This is a genomic window from Streptomyces sp. R28, assembly GCF_041052385.1.
Lineage (GTDB): Bacteria > Actinomycetota > Actinomycetes > Streptomycetales > Streptomycetaceae > Streptomyces.
Genome location: NZ_CP163439.1, coordinates 1,053,282 through 1,079,038 on the forward strand (window position 1 = coordinate 1,053,282; position 25,757 = coordinate 1,079,038).

At 70.0% G+C, this 25,757-nt stretch carries 21 protein-coding genes and 1 pseudogene; 6 read left to right on the top strand and 16 right to left on the bottom strand.

The features are described 5' to 3' along the window. Nucleotides 1–9: 9 nt before the first annotated feature. The 14 genes and pseudogenes from AB5J49_RS04475 to AB5J49_RS04540 form a co-directional block, all read right to left on the bottom strand. Nucleotides 10–546 (bottom strand): phage baseplate assembly protein V, encoded by a 537-nt coding sequence (locus AB5J49_RS04475; protein ID WP_369167161.1) that lies wholly within the window; start codon nucleotides 544–546, stop codon nucleotides 10–12. Between the two features lie 34 nt (nucleotides 547–580). Continuing rightward, a complete protein-coding gene (locus AB5J49_RS04480) occupies nucleotides 581–1,720 on the bottom strand; it encodes a hypothetical protein (RefSeq protein ID WP_369167162.1) in 1,140 nt (379 codons plus the stop codon). Beyond that, nucleotides 1,713–2,096: a hypothetical protein gene (locus tag AB5J49_RS04485; protein WP_369167163.1), complete on the bottom strand. Its 384-nt coding sequence runs from the start codon at nucleotides 2,094–2,096 to the stop codon at nucleotides 1,713–1,715. Before AB5J49_RS04485 ends, AB5J49_RS04480 begins: the two co-directional genes overlap by 8 nt. Nucleotides 2,097–2,106: 10 nt before the next feature. Next, entirely contained in the window at nucleotides 2,107–2,835 is a 729-nt protein-coding gene (locus AB5J49_RS04490) for a hypothetical protein (protein WP_369167164.1), read from the bottom strand. Next, a complete protein-coding gene (locus AB5J49_RS04495) occupies nucleotides 2,832–3,530 on the bottom strand; it encodes a hypothetical protein (RefSeq protein WP_369167165.1) in 699 nt (232 codons plus the stop codon). Before AB5J49_RS04495 ends, AB5J49_RS04490 begins: the two co-directional genes overlap by 4 nt. 23 nt (nucleotides 3,531–3,553) lie before the next feature. Beyond that, on the bottom strand, nucleotides 3,554–9,886 hold the full coding sequence (locus AB5J49_RS04500; RefSeq protein ID WP_369175498.1) for a hypothetical protein: 6,333 nt from the start codon (nucleotides 9,884–9,886) through the stop codon (nucleotides 3,554–3,556). A gap of 48 nt (nucleotides 9,887–9,934) precedes the next feature. Beyond that, nucleotides 9,935–10,227, bottom strand: a pseudogene (locus AB5J49_RS04505) (DUF4157 domain-containing protein); the annotation flags it as partial. After that, nucleotides 10,224–10,526 (bottom strand): hypothetical protein, encoded by a 303-nt coding sequence (locus AB5J49_RS04510; protein ID WP_369167166.1) that lies wholly within the window; start codon nucleotides 10,524–10,526, stop codon nucleotides 10,224–10,226. The pseudogene AB5J49_RS04505 and the gene AB5J49_RS04510, both read right to left, overlap by 4 nt. Then, on the bottom strand, nucleotides 10,517–12,436 hold the full coding sequence (locus AB5J49_RS04515; protein WP_369175041.1) for an ATP-binding protein: 1,920 nt from the start codon (nucleotides 12,434–12,436) through the stop codon (nucleotides 10,517–10,519). The genes AB5J49_RS04510 and AB5J49_RS04515 overlap by 10 nt, the downstream gene beginning before the upstream one ends. A gap of 114 nt (nucleotides 12,437–12,550) precedes the next feature. Further along, nucleotides 12,551–13,474, bottom strand: coding sequence for a Pvc16 family protein (locus tag AB5J49_RS04520; protein WP_369167167.1), 924 nt, complete (start codon nucleotides 13,472–13,474; stop codon nucleotides 12,551–12,553). A 33-nt stretch (nucleotides 13,475–13,507) separates the two neighbouring features. After that, nucleotides 13,508–14,251, bottom strand: coding sequence for a hypothetical protein (locus AB5J49_RS04525; RefSeq protein WP_369167168.1), 744 nt, complete (start codon nucleotides 14,249–14,251; stop codon nucleotides 13,508–13,510). After that, on the bottom strand, nucleotides 14,244–15,032 hold the full coding sequence (locus AB5J49_RS04530) for a hypothetical protein (RefSeq protein WP_369167169.1): 789 nt from the start codon (nucleotides 15,030–15,032) through the stop codon (nucleotides 14,244–14,246). Before AB5J49_RS04530 ends, AB5J49_RS04525 begins: the two co-directional genes overlap by 8 nt. A 50-nt stretch (nucleotides 15,033–15,082) precedes the next feature. Beyond that, nucleotides 15,083–15,607 carry a phage tail protein gene (locus AB5J49_RS04535; protein ID WP_086173538.1) on the bottom strand — a complete coding sequence of 175 codons (525 nt, stop codon included), beginning with the start codon at nucleotides 15,605–15,607 and terminating at the stop codon, nucleotides 15,083–15,085. Nucleotides 15,608–15,640: 33 nt separating this feature from the next. Continuing rightward, nucleotides 15,641–17,506 carry a phage tail sheath family protein gene (locus AB5J49_RS04540; protein ID WP_369167170.1) on the bottom strand — a complete coding sequence of 622 codons (1,866 nt, stop codon included), beginning with the start codon at nucleotides 17,504–17,506 and terminating at the stop codon, nucleotides 15,641–15,643. A 636-nt stretch (nucleotides 17,507–18,142) separates the two neighbouring features. On the opposite strand from AB5J49_RS04540, the gene AB5J49_RS04545 reads away from it, so the two are divergent. Genes AB5J49_RS04545 through AB5J49_RS04565 form a run of 5 tightly spaced genes read left to right on the top strand, consistent with a single transcriptional unit; the run spans nucleotide 18,143 to nucleotide 23,520 of the window. After that, nucleotides 18,143–19,471 carry a sugar ABC transporter substrate-binding protein gene (locus AB5J49_RS04545; protein ID WP_369167171.1) on the top strand — a complete coding sequence of 443 codons (1,329 nt, stop codon included), beginning with the start codon at nucleotides 18,143–18,145 and terminating at the stop codon, nucleotides 19,469–19,471. Further along, nucleotides 19,468–20,388, top strand: a complete 921-nt coding sequence (locus AB5J49_RS04550) for a carbohydrate ABC transporter permease (RefSeq protein ID WP_369167172.1) — start codon at nucleotides 19,468–19,470, stop codon at nucleotides 20,386–20,388. The genes AB5J49_RS04545 and AB5J49_RS04550 overlap by 4 nt, the downstream gene beginning before the upstream one ends. Then, nucleotides 20,385–21,329 carry a carbohydrate ABC transporter permease gene (locus tag AB5J49_RS04555; protein WP_369167173.1) on the top strand — a complete coding sequence of 315 codons (945 nt, stop codon included), beginning with the start codon at nucleotides 20,385–20,387 and terminating at the stop codon, nucleotides 21,327–21,329. Before AB5J49_RS04550 ends, AB5J49_RS04555 begins: the two co-directional genes overlap by 4 nt. 26 nt (nucleotides 21,330–21,355) lie before the next feature. Then, nucleotides 21,356–22,264, top strand: a complete 909-nt coding sequence (locus AB5J49_RS04560; protein ID WP_369167174.1) for a 5-dehydro-4-deoxyglucarate dehydratase — start codon at nucleotides 21,356–21,358, stop codon at nucleotides 22,262–22,264. After that, nucleotides 22,261–23,520 carry a glucarate dehydratase family protein gene (locus tag AB5J49_RS04565; protein WP_369167175.1) on the top strand — a complete coding sequence of 420 codons (1,260 nt, stop codon included), beginning with the start codon at nucleotides 22,261–22,263 and terminating at the stop codon, nucleotides 23,518–23,520. The genes AB5J49_RS04560 and AB5J49_RS04565 overlap by 4 nt, the downstream gene beginning before the upstream one ends. Before the next feature lie 11 nt (nucleotides 23,521–23,531). On the opposite strand, the gene AB5J49_RS04570 is transcribed toward AB5J49_RS04565, so the two are convergent. After that, nucleotides 23,532–24,287 carry a dienelactone hydrolase family protein gene (locus tag AB5J49_RS04570; protein ID WP_369167176.1) on the bottom strand — a complete coding sequence of 252 codons (756 nt, stop codon included), beginning with the start codon at nucleotides 24,285–24,287 and terminating at the stop codon, nucleotides 23,532–23,534. A 7-nt stretch (nucleotides 24,288–24,294) separates the two neighbouring features. Continuing rightward, on the bottom strand, nucleotides 24,295–25,014 hold the full coding sequence (locus tag AB5J49_RS04575; protein ID WP_369167177.1) for an NADPH-dependent F420 reductase: 720 nt from the start codon (nucleotides 25,012–25,014) through the stop codon (nucleotides 24,295–24,297). Nucleotides 25,015–25,144: 130 nt separating this feature from the next. On the opposite strand from AB5J49_RS04575, the gene AB5J49_RS04580 reads away from it, so the two are divergent. After that, a complete protein-coding gene (locus AB5J49_RS04580; RefSeq protein WP_369167178.1) occupies nucleotides 25,145–25,738 on the top strand; it encodes a TetR/AcrR family transcriptional regulator in 594 nt (197 codons plus the stop codon). Nucleotides 25,739–25,757: the final 19 nt, after the last annotated feature.

The window sequence follows — 25,757 nt, forward strand, 5'->3', positions numbered from 1 at the left end:
CCGTCTTTCTCATCGCTTGGAGAGCACGGTCAACTGGCCCTCGTTGATGGTCACTTCACGGCCGCGCAGAATGATCTCCGCTCCCGCGCCGGTCGCGATGACCACGGCTTCCTTCGTGATGCGGATGTACGCGCCGCCCTGTGCCTGGAGGAGAATCCCCTGCTCGGCGCCGGGCGTGTCGTTCATGACGAGCTTGTGCGCCTGAGGGGTCTGCACGACTACCGGTTTGTTGACCGCGCCCGCCTGTAGCTCACGCCGCGCGTCGGGCGGCAGCTCCTCGGCGGCGCCGTACCAACACCCCGTCCACACCGGGAAGCTGGGATCCCCCTGCTCGAACTCCACCCACACGCCCGCGCCCGGCGGCGGCACCACGAACTGCCCCGACTCGGGTCCGGTGAACGGCAGACAGGGCAGCGCCCAGGTGGACGTCTCGTCGCCGAGGACGTCCGGGACCTCGACGGTGATCCGGCCGATGCGCAACGGGTCGTCGTTGCTGACGACCCGGCCGCGGAACTTGCCGAGGTAGCGATTGCTGGGTGCCGCCATGCTGAACTGCTCCTGGTGGTGGGTGTGTTGGCCGCTACGGCCGTACGTAGTCGCTGCGGGCTTCGAGGCCCTCTCGGGAGAGGGTGAAGTTCTGCTGGTACGAGCCCGGACGCAGGTTGTGCGTCACGGACTTGACGAAGTAGTCGCCGTCGTACGCCCGTCCCGAGCCGCGTACGCCGACGAGCTGGCGCGGCTGGAGGATGTAGCCGTGCCGGATGACGTCGAGCGAACCGGAGCCGGAGACGACGTCGGCGGACACGGCGGCCCGGGCGAGGAGTTCCGCCTCGGCCTGCTCACGTTGCTGCTTGGCGGTGCCGGAGAGGGTCCTGCGCTTCAGGGCCGGGGTGGGCCGCTTGCCGAGGGGCGGGCGCAGCGGGCTGATGGACGGCTGCGGGAGCAGGGCGGACTGCCGGGTCTCCGGGTTCTGCCACCGGGCCTGCGGCTCTTCGCGCGCGGTCCCGTCGTACGCGAACGTCAGCTGATCGACTGTGGAGTTGGCGTCCATGTTGACGCTGAGGGCGTGCTGCCGGATGCCGAGGCGCACCTCGGGCCCCCAACGTGCGGAGGACTGACCCGGGTTGGGCCCCGGCTCCAGATAGAAGGTGTAGCCGTTGGCGCGGGCGAGCTCGGTGACGTACTGCAGGTCGGTCTGCGTCTGGTAGTGCACACGCAGGTCCTGGTGCGGGGGCTGGGTGACCTTCTCGGTGTAGACGTCGGGTCGGATGCCGTAGTCGGAGTAGCGGCGCAGGATGGCCAGGACCCGCTCGGAGGGCGGCAGGTTGGGGTACCGGGCGGTGCGCTCCTCCAGGTCCATGAGGAGGGTGAGATCCTCGCCGGTGACGGTGAGGGTGGAGTGGCCGGGCTGGTTGCTGGCGCCGACCTCGTGCCGGACGATGAGCCCGTCGAAGAGGACGTCCGGGGTGCCCTTGACGGTGACGGTGACGATGAGCCGGGTCTTGGGGTCGAAGAACCCCTCGGGCAGGAGCCGCCGGCTGATGATCCCGTTCTTGGTGAGGTCGAAGGCGAGCTGGAACCCGCTGCGCTCCCCCGCCGTGGCCGTGATCTGGGCGGACAGCAGGGCCTCGGTCACCTCGGCCGGGACGGGCCGGGCCAGCTTGGGCCCCATGAGGAGCGTGATGTGGACGGGGCCCTGCCCCACGGGCAGATCAAACACGCCGGTCTCCCCTGCCGCCCGGGAACCCGCCGGCGAGCGGGATGTCGATGACGCGCCCGGCCTCGTCGGTCAACTCCCGTGGATCGAGTACGGGGTTGGCGTCGGCGATCTGCCACCACTGGGCGGGGTCGCCGAAGTAGCGCTGCGCGAGCAGGTCGGGGCGCTCGCCGGCGCCGACGGTGTGGGGCTGGGTGAGGTCGCCGTCGGGGGTCTGGTCGAGCGGGGGCAGCAACCGGCGCTTGGTGTACCGGACTTCGGTGCCGTCGGGTCGGCGATGGATGCCGATCTCGGCGTCGTGGTACCGGCTGGTGCGCGGGTAGGGATGAGCACCCGGTATCGCGTCCAGGGCACTCTCGTAAGGCTCGATGTCAGCCATGGTGTTCTGCTCAGCCCCTTCCGAACACGACGTTGCTTCCAGTTCCGGTTCCGGTCCTGGTCCCGGTCCCGAAGCCGCTTCCGCTGAGCCCGAGCGAGCCGAGGCCACCGCCGCGCGCGGCTGCGGCGAGGCGTTCCTTCTGGGCGAGGTGGGCCATGTACAGGTCGGCGCCGCGGTGGCCTGCGGGGAGGTCACTGACGGTGAGGATCTTCATGCCGATGCTGAGGGAGGCGCGGATCGGGTTGAGGTTCACGTCGAAGGCGGACTCGTTGACGGACAGCTCGGTCAGCCGGACCGGCATGACCCGCTTGCTGCCCCAGGTGAAGAGGGTGAGCGGCATCTCGATCGGGCTGATCTCGATGGCGCCCTTCTGCGACAGCTTGCTCGCGGCGCGGAGTTGGGCCACGGTCGGCTGCACCAGCATTTCGAGGGTCGCGAGCTGCGGGTGGATGCCGTCGGGGGCGGCGACCTCGAACTGGTCGGTGGCGTCGATCTCGGCCGTGAACTTCCAGGTCTCCTGAGCGGGGCCCTTCAGACGGAGGGCCTCGTTGCGGTCGCCGCTACCGGTGCCTCCACTTCCGGAGTCGCCGCTGTCGCCGGCGGACTGGGGGGCGACGCTGCGCTCCAGGGTGTCCGGGTTGAACTGCAGGACGATGATCCGCTGGGGGGTGCCGGTGTCGGGGTTGACTACGACTATTCCGGAGCGGATGGGTTTGGGGATGTCGGCGTAGCGGGTCACAGGCGGGCCTCGAGGCGGGTTCGAAGGGAAGAATAGTCGCGGTCCGGAAACAGCTCGGGAAACACCTGGAGCATGTTCTTGAGGTTGTTTGCGCCATCCAAAAAATCTCGCCTCGCCAGCGAGATGTCTGCGAATAGGTACTGCCAGCCGTAAGTACCCTTCGTGAGAAGCAGCGCTTTCAGGTACTCACAGTAGCCGATGTCGAGCTTGATAAATCCTGGCGGATACGGGGACTGCCCGATGTCCGCGATGTCGCTGTACCAGAGTTCAAGCTCATCGACGTCCGCTTGCATGCGGATGTAGGTCTGGATTCCCGCACCCGACCTGGGCGTTCGATCTATGGGACACAACTGCGACAGGAACTCACGCTGAAAGTCAGTCGTTCCTGATTCCGTCCCGGGATCACTGGACTCAAGGGCATCGTTAAAGTTGATGAGGCTGAACTCACCTTTGACATCCGGAAGTGTTCCGACGGTCCTCCATGCGGCGCCGAGCTCATAGAAGCGCACATAACAGCTCAACATGTCTTCACTGAAGCGCACCCCCTCCCATGATTCATTGTATTCCTCCGGCAAAATAATGGAGAGCGGCATGTCCAGCTCTGTTCCACTGCATTGCGATTCCAGCTGAGGGGAGTTTTCGATCTCGTTGAGAGAATCCAGATGCAACTGTTCGTTCTGCGTAAGCGTTGACATTGCCCTCCTCCGCTCCTTTCCGCCTAAAATGTGAAGCGCCCGGCCTGGTGAAGATCTGCAACGTGTTTCATGATCTCATCGAGGGTGTACACAGGCTTACCATTGGACGACTTCCAGACCTTCAGCTTATTGTGCATGTCTCGGATTCCACTGAAGGGCTGCGACCGGTTCGGGAGCCCACTGGTAAATTCTTTGTCCCTGACTTCCAGGAGGGCCGGGATGAAGTTGCCCTTCTGCTTCAGTACCCCTCGGATCTCCTGCTCGCTCGCGGTGTTGATGTTGACCGGAGCCGGCCTGCTGCCAGGCACGGGCGGTGCGGGGATATTCAGGGTCGCGCTGGTGATCGCATCGAATTCCTTCCAGTCCGAGCGGCTGCGGCCGTCTGCGCCCCCCTTCTTGCCGTAGAGGCCCCACGAGGCCTTGAAGGTCCTGGGGAACCCTGGCGGATAGTCTCCCGCCGCATATTTCTCCGGAGCGACCGGTCGGCCCGGGTAGTTGTACGGGGAGCCTCCCTGCCAGGACGTCAGATCCACCTGATACCAGCCCACGTTCTCCGGGTTGTTGTTCATCGACCCGAACGTCATGGCCGCAAACTTCTCGAAGTTCACATAGAAGGGGCGATTGATCGAGTTCAGCGCCGGCACGAAGTTCGACGTCTTGGCGGGACCACCAACCTGCCTGGGTATGAGGTGCATTCGGTCCCACTGGGGCTTTCCGGGGGCGTTGAGACTGTGATCGTCCACATAGGTGAAGCCCTCGGTGTACTGGCCGCTTGGCACCTCCCCGTTCCTAGCGGCCCATTCGGCGTTCACATATGTCGCCTTGGTCTCCGCGCCCGGCGCGGTACCCATTTTCGGCTGAGGTGTGATTTCCGGGTCGGGCAGCCGTTGTTGCTCGAGATAATCCTTCATCCCTTGCGAGAACCCGTTGATCACGTCCTCTGCAGGATTGAGGGTCGCCCTGATGTTGAACTTGGGGTCCCCCTTCTTGGTCAGGCTCGTCAGGCGATAATGACGGCGCAGGGCGGCAAGCAGCTGGTCATGAGCCGTTTCCGGCATTCCCGGCTCGAGACGCTCCTTCAGGATTCGGCGGATGCGCGCGACGATCTCGTCCAACCTGTCGTCCTTGGACTGATCCTCCTCCTTCTTCCGCTGGTCCTTCTTCTCCTGCTTCTCCTTGACCCGGTCTTTGTCCTTCCGAGGGGCCTTGCCGTCGTCGTCCTTGGTTTTCTTGCGCTCGTCGTCCTTGGTCTTCTTTCCGTCGTCGTCCTTGGTCTTCTTTCCGTCGTCGCCCTTCGGCTTGTCCGAGTCCTTGGGCTTGGTGGGGTCCTGATCCTTGCCCTTGGTGGGAGCGTCCTTGCCGTCTCTCGGCTTGGTTGTGCTCGGCGTGCCCCCGTCGTCCTTCGGCTTGTCCGGGGACTTGGCGTCCGTGTCCTTCGGCTTCGGCGTCGCGTCCGGGTCGGATTTCGAGTCGGGCTTCCGCGCCGGGGTGGGGCGGGTGCCCGGCCTGTCATCCGGCTTGTCCTTCGGCCGACTCGATGTGTCCGTGGCTGTCGGCTTCTTGGCGTCCCCGGTCTTGTCGTTCCTGGGCTTGTCGTCCTTCGGCTTGCCGGCGCCCGGAGTCGTGTCCTTGCCGGGTGTCTTCGTCGTGGGCTTCTTCGGGTCCGCCTTGGGGTCGAGCTTCGCATGAGGCTTCGCGCCCGGGCCCGGCCCCGTGCCCTTGCCCGGCTTGGGGAGGACGGAAGTGGGACGTACCGTCGGCGGCTTGGACTGCGGTTGGCCGTGCGCGGGCCTCCCGTCCTCGTTCCTGCCACCCCTGTCGTCGGAGCCGCCGGCCGCCGGCGCCTTGCCGTCGCTCTTGCCTCCCTTGCCCAGCCTCTCGGCGATGCCCTTGAAGCGCCGCCCCACCTTCGCCACGTACTTGCCGATCCCGCTCAGCAGCGCCTCATACGCCAGCTCCAGCAACGCCACGATGCCCGCGGCCACCGCCTTCGCGAAGAGGATGCCCGCGCCGCCGCTGCGGACGGCCTTGAGCCAGTCGAGGACCGCCCCCATCGCACGCAGGATCTCGCCGAGGGCGCCGATGGCCACGCGGATGGCGTCGATGACTGCCATCACCCAGCCCGCGCCCGGGATCAGCTTGGCGATGACCTTGGTGATGACGATCTCGCCGATGATGAAAGGGAGTTGGGGGACGATGGCGTCCCAGGTCTCCTTGACGATCTGTTCGAGGGTGATGCCGCCCTTGATCAGTTTGTCGAGGATGGCCTTCGGGACGCCGATGATCTCCTCGATCTTCGACTGGAACCATTCCTTGACGGCGGCCTTCACCTCGCGGAACAGGTGGTTCTTCGCGCCGTCCACGGCGGAGTTCTTGGCGCCGCTCAGCCAGCCTCCCGGGTCGGAGAGGAAGTCGACCGCGATGAGCATGAAGTCGCCGAGGGCGTTCAGCAGTCCGGCGGCGAAGTCCAGGACCGCCTTGACCGCGTCCACGATCGCCTTGATGACGTCCAGGAGGGCTTTCTTCAGGATGTCGAGGATGCTGCTCAGCAGTTTGCCGATGGCGTCCAGCAGATCGCTGATCGCCTGCTTCAGTGCGGCGGCGAGCCTGTTGACGAGCGCGATGGCCGCGTTGATCAGCGACGTGATCAGGTTCCGGATGCGCTTGGCCAGGTCGATGATCGCCCGCACCATGGCCTTCGCGAACACGATCAGATCCTTGATCAGGTTCTTGATCGCGTCGACGATGGCCTTACGGGCGGCGTTGATCCATTCCTCGACGTTCTTCTTGAAGTCGCGGATGAAGGTGATGACAGCGTCACGCGCGTCGCGGATGACCTTGACGATCGCGTTCTTGATCTCGATGACCTTCTGTTTGATCCATTCGAAGGCCTTCGAGAGCCAGTTACCGGAGTCCTCGGCAGCGGTGTTCTTCTTCTGGTCCGCCTCCTTCTCCGCGTTGTCGGCCTTCTCCTTGACCTTCTTGTCGCTGCCCTCCTTCTCCGTGTCGACTCTGTCGTCTGTCTTCTTCTCCTCGTCCTTGACGTCCTGGCGGACCTTCTCCTGCCGGTCGGTCTTCTTGTCGCCGAGGCTCTTGAGCTCCTTGTCCTGCTCCGTGCGCCAGTCCTCGCGCTGCGCGGTGACATCGGCCATGGCCTTGTCCCGCTCGCCCGCCTGGGTTTCGGTGTTGGTCTTGATCTCGGCGTCGACCTGCTGCTTGTGCTTCGCCTGCGAGTCGCGGAAGTCGCGGTCCTTGGCCTGACGGCTCTCGGAGACGCCCTTCTGCCCCTCGCTGAACGCGGCCTGGAACTGCGGACCGCGCTCGTGCTCCGCCACCTCGGAGGCGGCCTCCGGCGGTACGGCACCGGTCGCGCCCCCGCCGGTGGCGCCGACGCCTTCGCCGCCACCCCCCTGCCCGGGCACCTTCGCGGACATCTGCTCCTTGGGAGCGTTGGGGTAGACCTGATCCTCCCCCATCCCGCGACCGGAGTCGTCCTGGGCGGTTCCGACGGTCTCCTGTCCCTTGGCGTCGACGTGGTTGCCCTGCTCGCCGGACGTCTGCTCGGCACCGCCCTGCATCTCGACGCCCGGCGCGTTGCCCGCGTGCGCCTGCTTGAGCGCCTCGTCCTTCGTCGGCAGGCCGGCGAACTTGGCGGCCAACTCCTGCGGGTCGACCACGGGTTCGTCGGCGCCGAAGAGGCTCGCGACCCCGTTCACGATCTTGCCGCCGATGAAGCCCAGGGCCATCTTGAAGGTGTCCCAGCCGCCCGGCTCCTCGGCCTTCTCGGCCTCGATCTGGCCCTCGGGCTCCTTTTCGCCGGTGACCTCGGCGTTCTCCTTGTCAGGTTCCTGCGCCTGCTGGGCCGGATCCTGCGAGTACTCGGCCGGGGCGTCCGTCTTCGGCTTGCCCGCGAGGGTCTGCGGCGCGCCGGCCGGTCGCTGCATGGAGGGCGGAGCGGAGGCAAGCGTCTTGTGTTCGTCGCCGACGGTACGGTCCACCGCACCGCCCACGCCGCCCATGGCCTGAAGCGCCTTGTGCGGCTTGAGCTTCGAGGCGGTGGACAGACCGGCCTCCGGGGAGACGCCTGAAAGGTTCGGGGCCGCTCCGGAGTCCTTCCTGCCCTTCCCGCGGGCCGGTGCGGCCGCACCTCCACCGCCGCCACCGCCACCGCCCGTGGAACGGCCGGCCGATGCCGCCGCCTTGGGCGACGGCGCGGTCTCCGGCGCGCTCTTCTCCGCGGGAGCAGCCTTCGAGACGGGTGCAGGTGCGGACTTGGGCGCCGCCGGAGGCTCCGTACGAGTCGCCGGGGCCTCCGTGGGAGCGCTTGGTCGGGGCGTGCTCTCCTGCGTCGCGCCGCCCGTCGCGGCCGTGTCCGACGAGCCCGCAGCACCTGCCCCCGAGGCTCCGGACGGCTCGGCGGAGGGAGAAGGGGAAGGGGACCCGCCGGACGCACCCGAAGCACCCGGGCCGTCCGCGGCACCGGCCGCCTCCTGCTCGGGCCCCGCGCTCTGCGAACCCGTAGCCTCCGTACTCGCTCCGCCCGCCGACTCCTTCGCTCCGGATCCGGCGTCGGTCTGCGCGGCCCGGCCCCCCGTCGCCTGCGGGGACTCCTTCTCCGGCGCGGCCGACGCCTTGTCTCCGCCGGCAGCGGTGCCCTTCTCCTCCTTGGCGGCCGGCTCCTTGGCCGCACTGCCCCCCTCGGACTTCCCGTCCCTCGCGCCAGGGGCCTCCTGCACCGTGCGCTGCGCCACGACCGCACCGAGCTTGGGGTCGTCTCCGGCCTTCGGGTCCCGGGGTGCCGAGCTCGACGCGGGCGGCGCCGCAGCGGCGCGTTCCAGTTCGAGACCACCGAAGCCGCCGTCGTCCTCGGGACCGCCCTCGGTCTCCGGTGCCGCCGACTCCGCCTCGGCGGAGGTGTCGAGGTCGTCCACGGGTTCGGCTTCCGCCGCCGCGTCCTCCACGTCCTCGGCGTCCCGCTGCGCCTGGACCTCCTCGGCTTTGGTCGGCGGCGGGGCGGAGAAGGTCGGAAGGGCCGGGGTGGAGTTCGGGTCCAGCCCGTCCACGGTCGGAACCCCGGACGCGTCGAGGTCCTGCTGCGGCAGGAAGTCCTCGGGCCGGAGCTTGATGTCCCACGCGCTCGGCTCCTCGCCGCCTGCTTCCACCTCCGACTCGCTGCCGGATCCGGACAGGTCCTCCTCTGCCTCCTCCTCGAGGCCCTCGACGTCCTGGTTGCGCTTCCCCTCAAGGGTGCTGAACCTGCCCGACAGCTGGCTGTCCTGGCCGGACGTGGTCGGCGAGCCCTTGGGCTTCTCCTGCCCCTTCTTGTCCTGCTGCTTCAGCTGCCGGCCCGCCACCATGGCCTCGGCCGCGCCCGGGCGGTTCTTCGCCGCGGACTGCTCCTTGCTCGCGGTGGGCGTCTCCTGCTGTTCGGTGGCCTCCTTGCCGGCCTGCTGCTTCTCACCGGCCGCGGAGTCCTGGGACTTCTTCTCACCGCCCTGCTGTCCACCCCCCGACTTCCCCCCGGACGACGCGGACTGCTCCTTCTGCGGTGCTGCGGCGGCCGAGCCCGAACCCTGGCCCGAGGACTGCGCGGTCCCGGCGCCAGAGGACCGGGCGGCCCCGGTGGCCCCGGCCGCGCCCCCTCCGGAGGCCTCCGACTCACGCGGGGCGCCGCCGCCCTGCGGTGTGGTCCCGTGCTCAGGAGTGCCGCCGTTCTGCGGAGTGCTGCCGGTCGCACCCTCCTCGGCGTCGTGCTCCTTCTCCGGCCCGGGCGCCAGGCCCGGCCGCTCCTCCTCGGCCCGCCGTTCCGCCACCTCCCGCAGCGTGTTCTCGCGCTCGGTGCGCACCTCCTGGGCCGTGTCCGGCTCGATCCCGGGCGCGTCGTGCGCGTCGCGTGGCAGGTCCTGGGCATGGTCGTCGTACGCGTCGATCTCGTCGACGAGGTCCAGCACCCGGTCGTGCTCCGGTGCGAGCAGCCGGTTCTCCAGGCGGACGAGGACACCGTCGAGCAACTCCTCGGGCAGCCGGGCGAGTTGCTTGCGGGTGCGCTGGGACAGGTCCTGGGGGTCGCCGCGCAGGGAACGTACGAGACCGTTGGCGATCCGGTCGACGAGAGTCGCCGGGTCCATGGCCTCGGCCCGGTTGCGGTCGGCGTCGACGGTGGCGTAGCGCAGCCAGCCCGGGGTGGCCTGGTCCTCCGCCACGTCGGCCGCCGCCTCCTCCAGCCCCGTGGCCGAAGGACGTACGAGATCCTGCGCCGCCGACTCCGCCTCCCGCTCGATCGCCTGCTGCGGCAGACTCACCGCGCCCATCTCACGCCCGGCGCGCAACGTGCCGAGGCCGTGCGGGTTCTGCACGGTGTGCAGGAGCTCATGGGCGAGCAGGCGGCGGCCCTCGTCGGTGCCCGGCTTGAAAGCGCCCTCGCGGAAGAAGATGTCCTGGCCGACGGCGACCGCGTCGGGCCGAGCAGCTCGGTCAGCTGCCCGGCGTCGCGGTCGGTGTGCAGGCGTACGCGGCTGAGGTCGTGGCCGAGCTGCTCCTCCAGCTCCCGCCGTACGCCGGGGTCCAGGGGCTGGCCCGCACCGCTGACGATGTCCTTCGGCTCCGGCGCACGGGACTTGGCGGCACGCTCCTTGCGCTTGCGGCGGCGTTGTTCGGCGGCCTGCTCGGCATGGGCGTCCTGGGACTGGTTGCTCATCGCGTCACCTCCCCGTGGCCGCTGAGCCCTTCGTGCACCGCGCGGGCCAGTTCCTGGCCGAGGCGGCGGGCGGACAGGCCGGCGGGCAGGGGTGGCAGGCCGGTCAGCGCGTCCAGGGTCAGGGCACCGTCCGCGGCCAGCGGAACGCCGTGGGTACGGACCAGGCGGGTCAGTTCGTGTTCGAACGCGGCCGACACCCGCTCGGGGTCCACGCGGAAGCCGTGGAGGGCGAGTTCGCCGATCTCCACCCGGATCTCACGTGGTTCCCGGTCCCCGCGGGACTCCCCGTTCACACCCATCCCCGCACCTCCGTCGGCGTCAGGGAGCGCTCCAGCTTGAGGTACTCGGTACGGGCCGCCGCCAGCATGTGCCGCATCTGCAGCCGGTCGCCCTCCTCGGCGGCGAGGAAGGCACCGGACAGGGCGATGTTGCGGATCGAGCCGCCCGCGACGGTGAGTTGGGCGAGCAGCCGGGGGTCGATGTCCTTGACCGGCGCCTGCGACGGCAGCACCCTCCGCCAGATCTCGGCGCGCTCGTGCTCGGCCGGGAACGGGAAGTCGACGACGAAGCGGATGCGGCGCATGAAGGCGGTGTCGAGGGCCTTCTTCATGTTGGTGGTGAGGATGGCGAGGCCCCGGTAGGCCTCCATCCGCATCAGCAGGTAGCTGACCTCTAGGTTGGCGTACCGGTCGTGGCTGTCCTTGACCTCGCTGCGCTTGCCGAACAGGGCGTCGGCCTCGTCGAACAGCAGCAGCGCACCGCCACGTTCGGCGGCGTCGAAGACCCGGCGGAGGTTCTTCTCGGTCTCGCCGATGTACTTGCTGACTACCTGGGAGAGGTCGACGACGAACAGGTCGAGGCCGAGTTCCTTCGCCATGACCTCGGCGGCCAGCGTCTTGCCGGTGCCGGAGCCGCCGGCGAACATCGCGGTGACGCCGAGGCCGCGCCGCAGGGTGCCGGCGAATCCCCACTCCTGGTGGACGGTGGCTCGCTGCCGTACGTGCGCGACGATCTCGCGCAGCACCGCGGTCTGCCGTTCGTGCAGGACGAGGTCGTCCCAGCCGGCCTCCGGCTCGATCCGGCGGCCCAACTCGTCCATACCGACGCGGGCCTCCTCCAGCCCGGCCCGCCAGGCGAGCTCGGCGGCGTCGAGCTCGTCCTCGTACGGCAGCCGGCGGCGTACGGTCGCGGCGGCGGACCGTACGACGTGCGGCGGCAGCTGGAACTGGGCGACCAGGGAACGCAGTTCACCGTCGTCGAGGTCGGCGACGGGGTGGAACGCCTGCGCCCACAGGTCGACCTGCTCCTCGTCGTCGAGGCGCGGCACGGCCACCCGTGCGCCGTGCGCCCGGTCCGTGCGCAGCGGGTCCTCGCTCGACACGACGACCGGTACGGCGGCCCCGGCCAGGAAGGCCTCGGTGGCCGCGCGCTGGTCGCGGTCCTGTTCGCCGACCTCGACGAGCAGTGCGGCGGGCAGCAGGATCGCCTCGCGCTGCCAGAGCCGGGCGAGCCGGTCCCGTTCGGCCGGGTCGGTCGGTACGTCCTCGGCGCCCATCGCGTACAGCCCCAGCCCGGACCGCGCGGCCGCCGCGGCGGCGATCTCGGCGCGGCTGCGCAGGTCACCGCCGGTCACCTCGACGAGCAGCGGCGCCTGCGGGCTCGCCCCCGTCGTCCAGCCCTCGGCGACACGGCTCGCGGCCAGGTCGTACGACGGTGTCAGCCGCTCGGGCACCGAGGTGCGGCGCAGGCGGCCGTGGAGGCGGGCGTCCAGGTAGGGCGAGCCCAGCAGGAAGTGCAGGATCCGTTCGTCGAGCCTCAGCCGGGAGGTCGTCAACCGGGTCTCGTCGTCCAGCTCGACGATCCGCCAGCGTCGCAGCGGCGCCACGGGGGTGAGCGCGCTCCAGTGCGGTTCGGCGAGGGCGGCCAGGGCGAGCGAGAAGGTCGGGTACGCCCGCTGTGGATCGCCGCAGGCCGCGGCGCAGCGGGCTGCCGTCGTGGGCTCCAGTTCGTCGGCGGCGGTGAGGAGGATCAGGTCGCGTTCGAAGGCGGTGAGGCCGAAGCAGGTGACGAGGGCGTCGAGGGGGGCGGTGCCCGGTGCGGCCAGGGGGGCCGGGCTCGTGGAGCCGGTGGCGTTCGGCGCGCCGGGCTCGGCGTCGGCCTGCCCGGCGCCTGCCGCGTGGGCGTCGATGCGGGACAGGACACGTCGCATCTCCACGGTCAGCGTCAGGTCGGCGTCGTGTCCGTCCGTCGTCGCCGAAGTACCCGGCGTGCCCCGCTCGTTCGTCCCCATGTGCTCACCTGCCCCCGTCGTCCCCATGCCGTCTCAGTTCTCGGTGCCTTCGGCCGCGCTGTCCGTCTGCGTGCCGCGCGCGGTACCGCCCGTCGGCTTGCTCGCCTGTGCCGCCTTGCGGCCTCGCGCCGGAGCCTTGACAGGCGCCTTCGCAGGCGATTTCGCTGCCGTCTTGGCGGGCGCCTTCACCGGCGCCTTGGAGGGGGCCTTCTCGGCTGTCCGGGCGGCAGGCTTCTCAGGTGTCTCGGCCTTCTCGGCCTTCTCGGTCCCGTTGGCCACCTCAACGTCGCCTCCGGACCTGTTGGTTGACGCACCGTCACCGACCACCGCCGGCTCCGGCGCCCCCGGCGCCCCGAACGGCAGCACCCGCACCTCGGGCCGCTCCACGGGCTTAGCGGGTACCGGCCTCTCGCGGCCGTCGATGAAGATGAGGGTCGCCTGGTAGACCACCGACAGTGAGTACGGCGTCTGGTAGAGCATCCCCCACAGCTTCGACGTCTCGTCGATGTCCATCACCGTCGGCGTGAACCGCACCCGCTGGACCGCTTCCGCGAGGTCGCTGCCCACCAAGTAGGGGCGTTCACCGGCCTGTTCGATGACGTCCTTCGGCAGGATCGGTATCTCGTGCAGGGTGCGCACCACGGAGCCGACCAGCCGCTGCCCGACCAGCTCCGTCTCGTCGCCGTACGCGCTGATCAGGTAGTGCAGATCCAGCGCGGCGGCCGGCCGCTTGATCAGCGTGCCGTCGGACGCCCGGGTCGGCAGGTCGCTGTTGCGCATCGAGGTGTTGGGCGTGACCTGGTAGAGGAACACGTTGATGGTGGGCTGGTCCGGTGGCTCCGCCGGCGGCTTGCGCGGCTCCACCTTCACGGCCTCGTCGAACTCGGGCCCCAGGTTGGACTCGATCAGCAGGGCGAGGGCCTGGGTGACATGGGCGATGGCGAGTGCGTTGCTCATGAAGTCGGTTCCTCGGTTCCTCGGTCCGTCATGTCACTCCCGCCCCCGCGTCAGGTACTCGGCCAGGCTCAGGGTCGTCCCCGGCCGCCCCGTCGAAGTCGTCCGCTGCCGGGTGCCGCCGGACGGTGACGGTCCGGCCGTCACCTCCAGCCGCCCGATCTGCACCTGCACCACCTGCTCGGGCGCCCGCGAGGGCCGCCGTGCCGCCGCCTGTCGTACGGCGTCCCGTGCCGCCGCGGTGTCCGCGGCGCTGGGCCGCAGCGCGGCCGAGACGGCAGCGGGGGAAATGGCGTCCGTGCCCGGGGGGACGGGTTCGGACGCCGGGCTCCGGGGCGCGCCCCGCTCCGTGCGCCCACGGCCCGCAGCCCGGTGCGCGGCGTCGGGTGCCGGCCGCGGCTGCGCGGCGACGGGCGCGACGGGGCGCAGCAACTGCACCGCGGGCAGGTCCCTCGGGGCGGGCTGCGGTGCCGGGTCCGCGGGGGCGCGTTCGGTGTGTACGACGGTCCGCTCCCGTTCCGTGTGCGTCCGGGCCGCGGCCGCCGGACGCGGCGCCTCCCCGGGGCGTACGGCGGACGATGTGGCGGAGGGCCACAGCAGGTCGGAGCCGTCGTCCGGCTCCGGCGCGGTGCCGCGGACCGCCTCCACCCGCTCGAACGGGCCCGGCAGCCGGGGCCGTACCCGCACCACACCCGCACGCGGACCGGCGGCGACCGGCGCGTGCCGGGCGATCAGCCGGTCGAGGAAGTCGGGAACCGGCGCCCCTTCGGCGTCAGACATCCGCACACAGCTCCAGGTAGTAACGGCGCCGCAGCGGGCTGAGCGCCAGGATCTCCGGCTCGCTCCAGCCGTAGGAGGTGGCGAGCAGATGGACGTCGAGCAGTAGGTCCCTTGCCCAGGCGTCCAGTTCGGTCCACAGGTAGGAGGCGATGTCGAGCTCGGCGCGGGTGGCCTCGCCGCAGTCGGGACAGGCGACGTTGAGTGTCACGTCGGCCCCGGGGTCGGCTGCCTCGACCGCCTCGGCGATCCGGCGCTGGACCGGGACCGGCAGGTCACCGGCGCCCACGGCCGCCCCGTCGCGCACCGCCGAGACGAGGCACCGCGCGAGCAGGGCCGCGCGTGGGTCGGCAGCGCGGGCCGCCGCCGTCAGGTCGGCGACACCGGGCAGCCGGAACTCGACGTCCCAGCCGTCCTGTCGCACCCGCACCACGGGCCCGGCGGACCCGGCGGACGAGTCGCCCCCGTCCCCCGAACCGACCGGCCCCTCCACCGAACCGCCCCGCCCGCCCAGCGACCGAGCGAACTCCCCGGCGTCCAGGTCGAACTCCATGTCCTCCCGGCACGCCGAGCACGCCAGCCGTACCTGCATCCGCTCCCCGAACAGGGCGCGGCGCAGCGCGAACAGGTCGGCCTCGCGCGCGCCCACCGGCAGTACCGGCAGGCGTGCGGCGTCGACGTCCGGGCGGGCCGTGCGGTGCAGCAGCAGGGCGCGCCCGTTCGGTGCCTCGGCGAGGCCCGCCTCCCAGGTGGCCAGCAGTTCAGCCGCCCCGGTGATCGCCATCTCCTCCCCCGCTTCCCACGAGTCCCGAACTCCCCCCGACTACCGCCGTATCAGGCGGGGTTGAGGAACGACGGCTCCTGCGGCTCGGGCACCTCGTAGTCCCGCTCCCAGCCCTCGCACTCGAGCTTCAGCGACTGGATGGCCACCGCGTTGGCGTTGGCGTCCAGCTCACCGAGGACCTGGTACTCGCTGGGCCAGGTCCGGTAGAGCTTGTGCGAGACGGCGACCTGGCCGGCCTCGTTGAGGACCTGGATGACTATGTCCTTGCGGAAGTCGGCGAGGGACACCTCCGAGCCGAGGCCCGCGCCGACCTGCCAGACCTTGTTGGCCCAGCGGTCGAACTCGGGGTCGTGGGTGACCCCGCGCTCCAGGGTGATGCCCTCGAACTCGGAGCGGCCCGGCGACTTGCGGGGAGACGACGGGTCGCCTCCATGCCGGTGCTTGACGACTTCCGTCGTCCGCTTCAGGGGACTGATCTTGCTGATGCCCGCGACCGTACGACCGTCCCACAGGACCAGGAACTTGAAGTTCTTGTACGGGTCGAAGCGATGCGCGTTGACCGTGAACTCAGCCATCGGATTCCTTCAGTTCTCCACGATTCCACGCGCTCAGAGCGCGAACTGCCCGGACGTCTGCTGGATTTTGACGATCACGAACTCCGCCGGCCGGACCGGTGCGATGCCGACGAGGACGTTGACGATGCCGTTCTCGATGTCCTCGGCGGTCGTCGTGTCGCCGTCGCACTTGACGAAGTACGCCTCGCGCGGGGTGCCGCCCTTGAAGGCGCCCTGACGGAAGAGCGTGTGCAGGTACGAGGAGGCGGCGAGCCGGATCTGCTGCCACAGGTTCTCGTCGTTGGGCTCGAAGACGACCCACTGCAGACCACGCTGGAGGCTCTCCTCGACGTGCAGCGCGAGCCGGCGCACCGGCACGTACTTCCACTCGCTGTCGAGCGCGTCCGAGCCCTCCAGCGTGCGCGCGCCCCAGACCACGGGGCCGGTCACCGGGAAGGTCCGCAGGCAGTTGACGCCGAGCGGGTTGAGCAGACCGGTCTCTCGGTCGGTGAGGTTGACCGTGAGCGAGTGCACGCCCGCGAGCCGCGCCTCGGTGCCGGCCGGCGCCTTCCACACGCCGCGCTCGGAGTCGGTGCGGGCGATGACGCCGGCGACCGCGCCCGACGGCGGGAAGGAGCGCAGTCGGCCCGTGAGCGGGTCGGTGAGCTGCAGGTGCGGGAAGTACAGTCCCGCGTGGTTGCCGCGCACGGCGTCGAAGGCGGCGAGCCCGGCGCGTGCGGAGTCGACGCTGACCCAGGTGCTCGGCGCGTCCACCAGCAGGAAGATCCGCCGCTCGGCGCACAGCCGCTGGGCGGCCGAGATGACGGTGAGCGCGTCCTCGGTCTTCTCGTACGCCGCGAGCTCGGGCAGCGCCAGCAGGTTGACGTCGGCGACGCCGCGCAGCGCCTGGATGCCGGTCTTGTCGCCCTCGCTGCCGATGAGGTCGCGCGGGCCGGGCGCCTCGCCGTCCTCGCCGCCCTCCAGCGGGAAGACGGGCGGGTTGACGGAGGCCTCGAGGCCGAGGTCGTTGGCGCACTCGCCGAGGAACCGGACGACGTCCTCGGGGTCGGTGGAGCCGGCGACGACCTGGATACGGCGGCCGAAGGCGGTGACCTCGGCGCCCGCGAAGGCGTGCTTGCCGGGCGCGTCGGGCAGGGCGCGCAGCTTGCGCTCCAGCAGCAGCGCCAACTCGGCGACGCTGCACGGGGCTTCGCCGTCGCAGTCGGGGTCGTAGAGCGTGAACTCGCGCTCCACCTCACCGATCTTGACGGTCAAGTCGACTGCCAGGTTCGGGAGTTCGTCACCGAAGGGCTTGGAGACGGTGCCGGACGGATCGGGGCGGCCCTCGCCGACGACCTCGACGCGGATCAGCTTGGAGCCGGCGTTGATCACGGTCTGCGCGTAGCGGCCGTGCGAGGGGTCCATGGACAGGCCGGTGAAGCTCTCGCGGGCGTCGCCCTTGGCGTCGTAGACGCGCAGGTTGAACGTCTCGTCGGGGCACGGAGTGTCGTGGTCGACGGCGACCCGCAGGCCGTTGCCCCAGAGGCCGGGCTCCTTGGCGTGCACTTCGAGGACCGGGCCCTCGCTGTGGCCCTCGGTGGACTTGAGGGTGACGCAGGCGGCCTTGCCGCTGCCGGCCTTGGCGACACGGACGATCACCGCCACGGTGCCGCCGTTGCCGAAGAACTGGTGGACCGCGTAGCCGACGGCGCTCTGCGAGCTCAGGCCGCCGAAGCGGCGCTCGAACTCCGTGAAGCTGGTGACGCGTACCGGCTCGTTGAGCGGACCCCGTCGGGTGTGGCCCACAAAGGCCGTCACGGACGTGGTCAAGGTCGAGATCGTGCGGGTGCTGCTGGGAAGTTCTTCGACATAGACGCCGGGATACGACGGCTTGGCGGCGCTGACAGCGCTCATCGGCATTCCCCCTCCTACTCCCTGTCTCGGGTACCGGACAAAGGCACCAAGAGATGGCAGAGGGAGGCATTCCCGACCCGGGGCACGAAAACGCCACCCACAAGGGCGACGTCAACACGTGCACCGCACCAGTTTCCCCCGTCATCACCGTGGGCGATCGACCGCACGGCTCAAGCAGCGCGCTTGTGACTCCTGATGCTCAAGTGCTCAACCCACCTTGATGTGTTCGAAGTTGACCGAGCAAGGCGCCTTCAGGCCAGCCCGGAGGGCGGTTTGGTGAAGACCCCTTCCCGGCATCCGCACATCTCACCGGCGCGCCCCGGCCAGCTGGTTCACAGTTCCTGCACGAGGGGTGCCGCGGCGGAGCGCCAGACGGGCCCCACCCGTCACCGGAACCCCTTTACCCCCACTGTTCGACTGGTCGTACGCGCGTACAGCCTCCGCGAGTTGCACACAACGCACTGTGGCTGGTTTTCCGGGGGTGACGCGAACCTGACCCATCGACGCCTACCCCCATAGGGCCGATGAAATCTCGCTGCCATGTCTTGACATGCGGCTGAAACGATTCGTAGCTTGGCCGATCATTTAGATGCATGAAGTGAGTTCACATACATGAACTCCATGGAACCACGGAGTGTGCCCATGCGGGATCGCCGACGAAGTCGCCGCCCGGCCGCCCTGCTCGTCGCCGCGGCGCTCGCGTTCGGAACGGCCGCGTGCGGCTCCGGTTCCGGCAGCGCGGGCGGCGACGACCCGAACACGCTGGAGGTGTGGACCCGGAGCAACCCGGACTCCGCCGCCACCTACGAGCGGGTCTTCGCCGCCTTCACCAATAAGACCGGCATCAAGATCGACTACCAGCCGGTCATCAACTTCGACCAGCAGCTGCAGAGCCGGGCCTCCACCAAGGACCTCCCGGACGCCATGATCAACGACACCGCCCTGATGGGCAGTTACCAGGGCCAGGGCCTCCTCAAGCCGATCGCCCCCGCCTCGATCGCGGGCCACGACCGGATCACCGACAAGACCTGGTCCTCCACGGTGGGCATCGACGGCAAGCACTACGGCATCCCGTACTCCCGTCAGGCCCAGACCCTGATGATCCGCAAGGACTGGCTGCACAAGCTCGGCCTGCAGGCACCGACGACCTGGCAGGACATGCTCTCCGTCGCCAAGGCCTTCGCCACCGACGACCCGGACGGCGACGGCAAGGCCGACACCTACGGCATGGTCGTGCCGGGCAGCGCCCAGAACGGCTATGCCGCCTGGTGGGGCGCGAGCTTCCTGTGGCAGGGCGGCGCGCAGATCATCGAGCCGGACGGCAAGGGCACCTACCGGCCCGCCATGGACTCGACGGCGGCGGTGAACACCGTGACCTGGATGAAGGACAACCTCTTCTGCGGTGACAACGCTGTCACCCAGCCGGGCGCCCTGACCGCCGTCACCTCGACGGCGACCAACTTCCAGGACGGCAACGCCGGGATGTACATGACCGGCCCGTACAACATCGCCACCTTCGACACCACCCCCGGCAAGGACAAGTACGAGGTCGTCCCGGCGCCCGCGGGCCCGGCCGGCGGCGATGTGCTGGCCGACGGCGAGAACATCTACTTCGGCGCCAGGACGGGGAAGGCGAAGCAGGAGCAGGCACTCGCCGCCTTCCTGATCTCCGCCGAGGGCCAGAAGCTCGCCATGACCGGCGAGAACCAGCCCGTCGTCCGCATCCCCGTGAACGCCACGCTGGACGCGGCGAAGGTCCGTGCCGACGCCCGCTGGAGCGTCGTACAGAAGGCGTACGAGGACGCCTCCCAGCAGTTCCCGAACGCGCCGGACTTCGCGCCGATCAAGCAGGACACCGCCGACGCGCTCAACTCGATCTTCACCTACTGCGGCGGTGACGTCCGCTCCCAGCTGGCGGAGCTCAACGAGACCCTCGCCGGCGACCTCAAGGACCAGGACCTGTTGAAATGACCGCTACCGTGACCACACCCGCGGCACGCAGAGGCAGAGTCTTCGGCGTCCTTGGCAAGAAGGCCGTCGTCCCCTGGCTCTTCCTGGCGCCGGGTCTGCTGCTCGCCCTCGTCTTCAAGTTCTGGCCGATGGCCAAGGGCATCTGGCTCAGCTTCTTCGACGTGCGGCCCTTCCTCGGCGACCAGTGGATCGGCCTCGACAACTACACCCGGGTCCTGACCGACCACCGCTTCCAGGACGCCATCGGGCACACCCTCGTCCTCGGCATCGGCCAGTCGCTCGGCGCCATCCTGCTCGGCTTCGTCCTCGCTCTGCTCCTGGAGGGCCAGGCCCGCTCGCTGAAGATCATCCGGACCGCCGTCTTCCTGCCCGCGGTCACCGCGACCGCGGTCGTCGGTGAACTGTGGCGGCTGATGTACTACCCGACCTCCGACGGCCTCCTCAACAGCGGCCTGCACCTCCTCGGGCTCGGGCCGGTCCAGTTCCTCGACAACCCGGACATCGCGCTGTACTCGACGATGGCCATGGGCATCTGGATCTGGGCCCCGTACAACATGGTGATCCTTCTCGCCGGCCTCGCGGGCGTGGACCGTTCGCTGTACGAGGCGGCGGCGATGGACGGCGTCTCGCTGTGGCAGCGACTGCGCCACGTCACGCTCCCGGCGATCCGTCCGGCGCTCATGATCGTGCTCACGCTCGCCACGATCCGCGGACTGCGTGTGTTCACCGAGGTCTACGTCCTCACCGGCGGCGGCCCGGCCGGGTCAACCGACGTCTGGATGACGCGCGCCTACACCCTGGGCTTCACCCGCAACGACATCGGCGGCGCCTCGGCGGCCTCGGTCGTGCTGCTCTGCGTGACGCTGCTCCTCACCGTCACGGTCAACCACCTCCGCAAGAGGGGAGAAGCGCGATGAGCGCCCCCGTCATCGACCCCGCCCGGCCGGCGGCCCCTGACACCCCGGTCGGCCGGAACACCAAGGCACGGCGGACCACCCCGGCCCGCTTCGACACCGCCCTCGGCTGGAACGACAGGCCCTCTCTCGCCTGGGCCCTGCGCATCCTGCTCTGTCTGATCGCCCTCGCCGTCTTCGCGGCCCCGTTCCTGACGATCTTCTCGGGCGCCCTCACCCCCAACCCCAGCGGCTCCTCGCTGTCGTTCCTGCCGCACGACAGCACGCTGCTGAACTTCGAGGTGGCGGGCGAGCGCGGCATCTGGGACTACCTCGGCAACTCGCTGGTCATCGCGGGCGGCGGGCTCCTGCTCCAGCTCGTGGTGTGCACCCTCGCCGCCTACGCCCTGGCCCGGCACCGGTTCCGCGGCCAGGCGCTGATCATGATGCTGTTCATGATGACGCTGATGCTCCCCGAGGAGGTCATCGCGATCCCCCTGTCGCTGGTCCTCGGTGACGTGCCCGTGCTCCACCTGGACCTCAAGGGCACGGTCTGGGGCGTGATCCTGCCGCTGGGCGCCTGGGGGTTCTCGGTGATGATGCTGACCGAGTTCATGCGGGACATCCCCGCCGAGATCGAGGAGGCCGCCCGCCTCGACGGCGTCGGTGAGCTGAGGATGCTGTGGCAGGTCGTCCTGCCGCTGTGCAAGCCCGCGCTCGGCGTGGCCGGCGTGCTCGGCTTCATCATGATCTGGGACCAGTACCTGCTGCCCCTGATCGCCGCCAAGGACCCCACCGACTACACGGTCACGGTCGCCCTGTCCATCCTGCGCACCGACCCCGAGGTCGGCTCCGGGGTGGTGCTGGCCGGTGCGGTCATCGCCCTGATACCCAGCCTGATCGTCTATCTGCTCCTCCAGCGCTCGCTGGTCTCCGGCATCGCCGCCGGGGCCACCAAGGGCTGAACCAACCCCCCACGTTTGAGGGAGACATGAAGTTCCAAGGAGTGCTGTTCTTCCCGGTGACGCCGTTCGCCGCGGACGGGTCACTGGACGAGGAACGGCTCGCCCAGCACATCGACAGGGGCGTCGCGGCCGGTGCGGGCGGTGTGTTCGTCGCCTGCGGCACCGGTGAGTTCCACGCGCTGGCGCCCGACGAGATCGAGCGGGCCACGCGGGTCGCGGTCGAGACGACCGCGGGCCGCGTGCCCGTCCTGGCCGCCGCGGGCGGCCCGGCCCCGGTCGCCCGCGACCAGGCCGCCCGCGTCGAACGCGCCGGCGCCGACGGCATCCTGCTGCTGCCGCCGTACCTGGTGACGGCGCCGCAGCAGGGCCTGGTGCGGTACGTCGAGGAGGTCACCGCCGCGACCGGCCTGCCGGTGATCTTCTACCAGCGCGGCACCGCCCGCCTCACCGCGACCACGGCCGCCGAGATCGCCGCCCTGCCCAAGGTCGTCGGCCTCAAGGACGGCCTCGGCGACATCGAGCGGATGCACCGCATCGTCCGGGCCGTACGCGCCGTTCCCGGCGCCGAGGACTTCCAGTTCTTCAACGGCCTGCCCACCGCCGAGATGACCGCGCCCGCCTATCACGGCATCGGCGTCGACCTCTACTCGTCGGCCGTGTTCGCCTTCGCCCCGGAGATCGCGCTGGCCTTCCACCGGGCGCTGGCCGAAGGCGACGAGGCGGTGACCAGCAGGCTCCTGGACGAGTTCTACGGCCCTCTGGTCGAACTCCGGGACGAGGTCCCCGGGTACGCCGTGGCCCTCGTCAAGGCCGGGGTGACCCTGCGCGGCCTGGACGTGGGCGGCGTACGTGCGCCGCTGCTCGACCCCACGCCGGAGCATGTCTCCCGGCTCGCGAAACTCATCGACCACGGCCTGGAGGCGGTCCGCGCATGAGCACCACCGTCGGCACCCGGATCCGCGAGCTGATCGTCACCCCGATCGCCTTCCGCGACCCGCCCCTGCTCAACTCGGTCGGCGTCCATGAGCCGCTCGCCCTGCGTGTCATCCTCCAACTCGTCCTCGAGGACGGCACGGTGGGCCTCGGTGAGTCGCCGGGCGGCACCGCCCGCCTGGAGCGACTTCAGGCGGCCGCGAAGGCGGTCGTCGGCATGGACGTCTTCGACACGACCGCCGTCGCGGCCGCGATCGACGCCGCCCTGCTGCCCACCGTGCCCAGCTCCCACGAGCGCGGCTGGACCACCTCGGCGGTGGAGGTCGCCTGCCTCGACGCACAGGGCAAGCTGCTGGGCCGGCCGGTGAGCGACCTGCTCGGCGGGAAGGTCCGCGACTCGGTGCCGTTCGCCGCGTACCTCTTCTACAAGTGGGCCGAACACCCCGCCCTCGACGGCCGCCCGGCGGTCGACGACGACTGGGGCGAGGCACTCGACCCCGCCGGGATCGTCGAGCAGGCACGACTGATGCAACAGCGGTACGGCTTCCGCTCGTTCAAGCTCAAGGGCGGTGTCTTCCCGCCCGACGAGGAGATCGCCGCGATCAGGGCGCTGGCGGAGGCCTTCCCCGGGCAGCCGCTGCGCCTGGACCCCAACACGGCCTGGACCGTGGAGACTTCGCGGTACGTCGCCCGCGAGCTGGACGGCGTACTGGAGTACTTGGAGGACCCGACCGCGACCATCCCCGGCATGGCGCAGGTGGCGAAGGACTCGCCGCTCCCCCTCGCCACCAACATGTGTGTGATCGCCTGGGAGCACCTGAAGCCGGGCATCGAGCAGAACGCCATCCAGGTGCTGCTCACCGACCACCACTACTGGGGCGGACTGCGCCGCACCCGTGAACTGGCCGCGGTCTGCGAGGCGTTCGGCATCGCGCTGTCCATGCACTCCAACTCGCACCTGGGCATCAGCCTCGCCGCCATGACCCACGTGGGAGCGGCCATCCCCAACCTCGACCACTCCTGCGACACGCACTATCCGTGGAACTCGGCCGACGACGTGATCGTCCCCGGGGTGCTTCAGCTGCGCGACGGGGCGGTCGAGGTCCCCACCGGGCCGGGCCTCGGTGTGGAGCTCGACCACGATGCCCTGGAGCAGCTGCACCGGCTGTACGTCGATTCGGGGGTGCGCTCCCGCGACGACACCGGGTACATGCGGCGGATCCAACCCGACTACGAACACCGGCTGCCGCGCTGGTGACAGCTGAAGGCTTACGACGACGGCAGGGTGCGGCCCAGCAGTTCCAGCAGGGCCGCCCAGTGCCGTTCCGTCGCCTCGGCGTCGTACATCGCGGTGTCCGCCTGGGTGAAGCCGTGGTGGGCACCGGGGTAGACCTCGCCGCGGTAGCGGACGCCGGCCGCGGTGAGGATCTTGTCGAGGCGGTCGATCTGCTCGGCCGGGTTGGTCGAGTCCCGGTCGGCGTGGCCGAAGTAGAGCTCGGCGGTGACGCGGTCGGCGATCAGATGAGGGCTGTCCGGGGCGTCCGTCGCGCGGTGCGCTCCGTGGAAGCAGGCCGCGGCCGCCACGCGGTCCGGATGGGTCCCGGCGGTGCGCAGGGCCAGGGCGGCGCCCATGCAGTAGCCGGTGACGCCCACCGGGCCGTCGACCGTGTGCGGGGAGTCGGCGAGCCAGTCGAGGTAGACCCCGGCGTCCCGAACGGCCGCCTCGGGGGTGAGGGTCTGCGCGGCCGGGCGCAGGCTCTGGAAGATCTCCGGTCGCTCGGCCGGGTTGATGAACTCCGGCAACTCCACGACGGGAGCCGGGCCGTGGCGGTAGAAGACATTGGGGACCAGGACGGTGTACCCGGCCGAGGCGAGCCGGTCCGCCATCCCCTTCAGGTGCGGGCGCAGACCGAAGGCGTCCATGTACATGAGCACCGCCGGGTGCGGGGCGTTGCCGTCGGGACGGGCGAGGTAGGAATCGGCGGTGCCGTTCGGGGTGGGGACGGCGACGAGTGTTCCCCGCATGTCGGCCTCAGTTCTCGATGGTCGGGTTGTCGATCAGTTCCTTGACGCGGTCCGCGTAGACCGGGACCCCCGGCGTCTCGAAGAACCAGCGCCGCGCCTCCTCCTGGCTCAGCCCCTTGGGCCGCGGCGCCATGTAGGGCTGTACGTAGACCGCCGTGCCGGGCTGGCTGCGCCGGCTGTCGGCGAGCGTCCCGATGTCCACCGCGTCGTAGCCGAGGGTGTCCAGCAGCCGTGCCACCTCGGCCTTGGCTCGTGGGTCGTCGCCGGCGATGGGCAGCGCGCTGCGGTCGGGGTCTCCGGAGGGCCTGGCCGATGTCGCCAGACGCCGGAAGTCGATGTTGTTGAACGCCTTCACCACGCGTGAGTCGGCCAGGTGCCGCTGGACCAGAGCACTGGAGGTCAGCTCACCTGCGTCCAGTTCGGCGAGGCGGCCGTCGCGCTCAGGGTAGTAGTTCATCGTGTCGATCACGGTCTTTCCCGAGAGGGCGGCGACCGGGAGACGGTTGTAGGCCTTCAGCGGGACGGTCGCCACCACGAGATCAGCGGATTGCGCGGCCTCCGCGGGCGTGGCCGCCCGTGCGTGCTTGCCGAGTTCGGCGACGAGTTCGGCGAGGGTGTCGGGGCTGCGCGAGTTGCTCAGCACGACGTCCAGCCCGGCGGCGACGGCGAGGCGGGCCACCGCGCTGCCGATCGTGCCGCTGCCGATGAGTCCGAGGATCTTGGTCACGGGTGTACACGCCTTTGTCGTTTCACTGGCGAAGTGGAGGAGTGGAGTTTCGTATATGAAACTCAGTGTCACGTTAGCTATCGAGTTTCGGAACTGCAAGTGAGGGCTGGCGAACGGATAGGGTCGCGGCGTGAGCGCAGCAGCACGTACGAACACGAGAGACATCGCCCGGGCGGCCGTACGGGCCGAACTGGCCCAGGTCGCCTTCGAGCTGTTCCGGCGCGAGGGCTTCGAGAAGGTCACCCTCGACGACCTGGCCACGGCGGCCGGAGTGTCCCGCAGTACGTTCCTGCGCTACTTCGGCACCAAGGAGGACGCGGTCCTCGGCGCCTTCGACGCCCACGGCGACCAGGCCGCCGACGCCCTGCGGGACCGGCCCGCCGAGGAGGACGACTGGACGGCGCTGCGGCGCGCGCTGGACACCGTGATCGAGCGCTACCGCGAGGACCCGGCACGTGCCCTCGCGATGACCCGGCTCGTGCGGGAGACCCCCGCCCTCTGCGCGCGACAGCTGGAGAAGCAGCACGGCTGGCGCCCCGCTCTGGCCCGGGCCCTCGCGGAACGCACCGGTTCCACGGAGCCGGCGACACTCGCCCAGACCGTACGGGCCGCCGCCGCCCTGGACTGCCTGAACGTCGCCCTCGACCACTGGACCGCCTCCGAGGGCGCCCTCGATCTCATGGACGTCCTGGACGAGGCCTTCGCGGCACTGGCACGCCGATAGCTGTTCGACGCCCCATAAG

Coding starts and splice junctions, on each gene's coding strand:
- AB5J49_RS04495 (WP_369167165.1), bottom strand. CDS start 3,530: ATGTCAACGCTTACGCAGAACGAACAGTTGCATCTGGATTCTCTCAAC.
- AB5J49_RS04475 (WP_369167161.1), bottom strand. CDS start 546: ATGGCGGCACCCAGCAATCGCTACCTCGGCAAGTTCCGCGGCCGGGTC.
- AB5J49_RS04520 (WP_369167167.1), bottom strand. CDS start 13,474: ATGAGCAACGCACTCGCCATCGCCCATGTCACCCAGGCCCTCGCCCTG.
- AB5J49_RS04510 (WP_369167166.1), bottom strand. CDS start 10,526: ATGGGTGTGAACGGGGAGTCCCGCGGGGACCGGGAACCACGTGAGATC.
- AB5J49_RS04565 (WP_369167175.1), top strand. CDS start 22,261: ATGAGCACCACCGTCGGCACCCGGATCCGCGAGCTGATCGTCACCCCG.
- AB5J49_RS04530 (WP_369167169.1), bottom strand. CDS start 15,032: ATGGCGATCACCGGGGCGGCTGAACTGCTGGCCACCTGGGAGGCGGGC.
- AB5J49_RS04560 (WP_369167174.1), top strand. CDS start 21,356: ATGAAGTTCCAAGGAGTGCTGTTCTTCCCGGTGACGCCGTTCGCCGCG.
- AB5J49_RS04555 (WP_369167173.1), top strand. CDS start 20,385: ATGAGCGCCCCCGTCATCGACCCCGCCCGGCCGGCGGCCCCTGACACC.
- AB5J49_RS04515 (WP_369175041.1), bottom strand. CDS start 12,436: ATGCGACGTGTCCTGTCCCGCATCGACGCCCACGCGGCAGGCGCCGGG.
- AB5J49_RS04545 (WP_369167171.1), top strand. CDS start 18,143: ATGCGGGATCGCCGACGAAGTCGCCGCCCGGCCGCCCTGCTCGTCGCC.
- AB5J49_RS04485 (WP_369167163.1), bottom strand. CDS start 2,096: ATGGCTGACATCGAGCCTTACGAGAGTGCCCTGGACGCGATACCGGGT.
- AB5J49_RS04550 (WP_369167172.1), top strand. CDS start 19,468: ATGACCGCTACCGTGACCACACCCGCGGCACGCAGAGGCAGAGTCTTC.
- AB5J49_RS04525 (WP_369167168.1), bottom strand. CDS start 14,251: ATGTCTGACGCCGAAGGGGCGCCGGTTCCCGACTTCCTCGACCGGCTG.
- AB5J49_RS04540 (WP_369167170.1), bottom strand. CDS start 17,506: ATGCCGATGAGCGCTGTCAGCGCCGCCAAGCCGTCGTATCCCGGCGTC.
- AB5J49_RS04570 (WP_369167176.1), bottom strand. CDS start 24,287: ATGCGGGGAACACTCGTCGCCGTCCCCACCCCGAACGGCACCGCCGAT.
- AB5J49_RS04535 (WP_086173538.1), bottom strand. CDS start 15,607: ATGGCTGAGTTCACGGTCAACGCGCATCGCTTCGACCCGTACAAGAAC.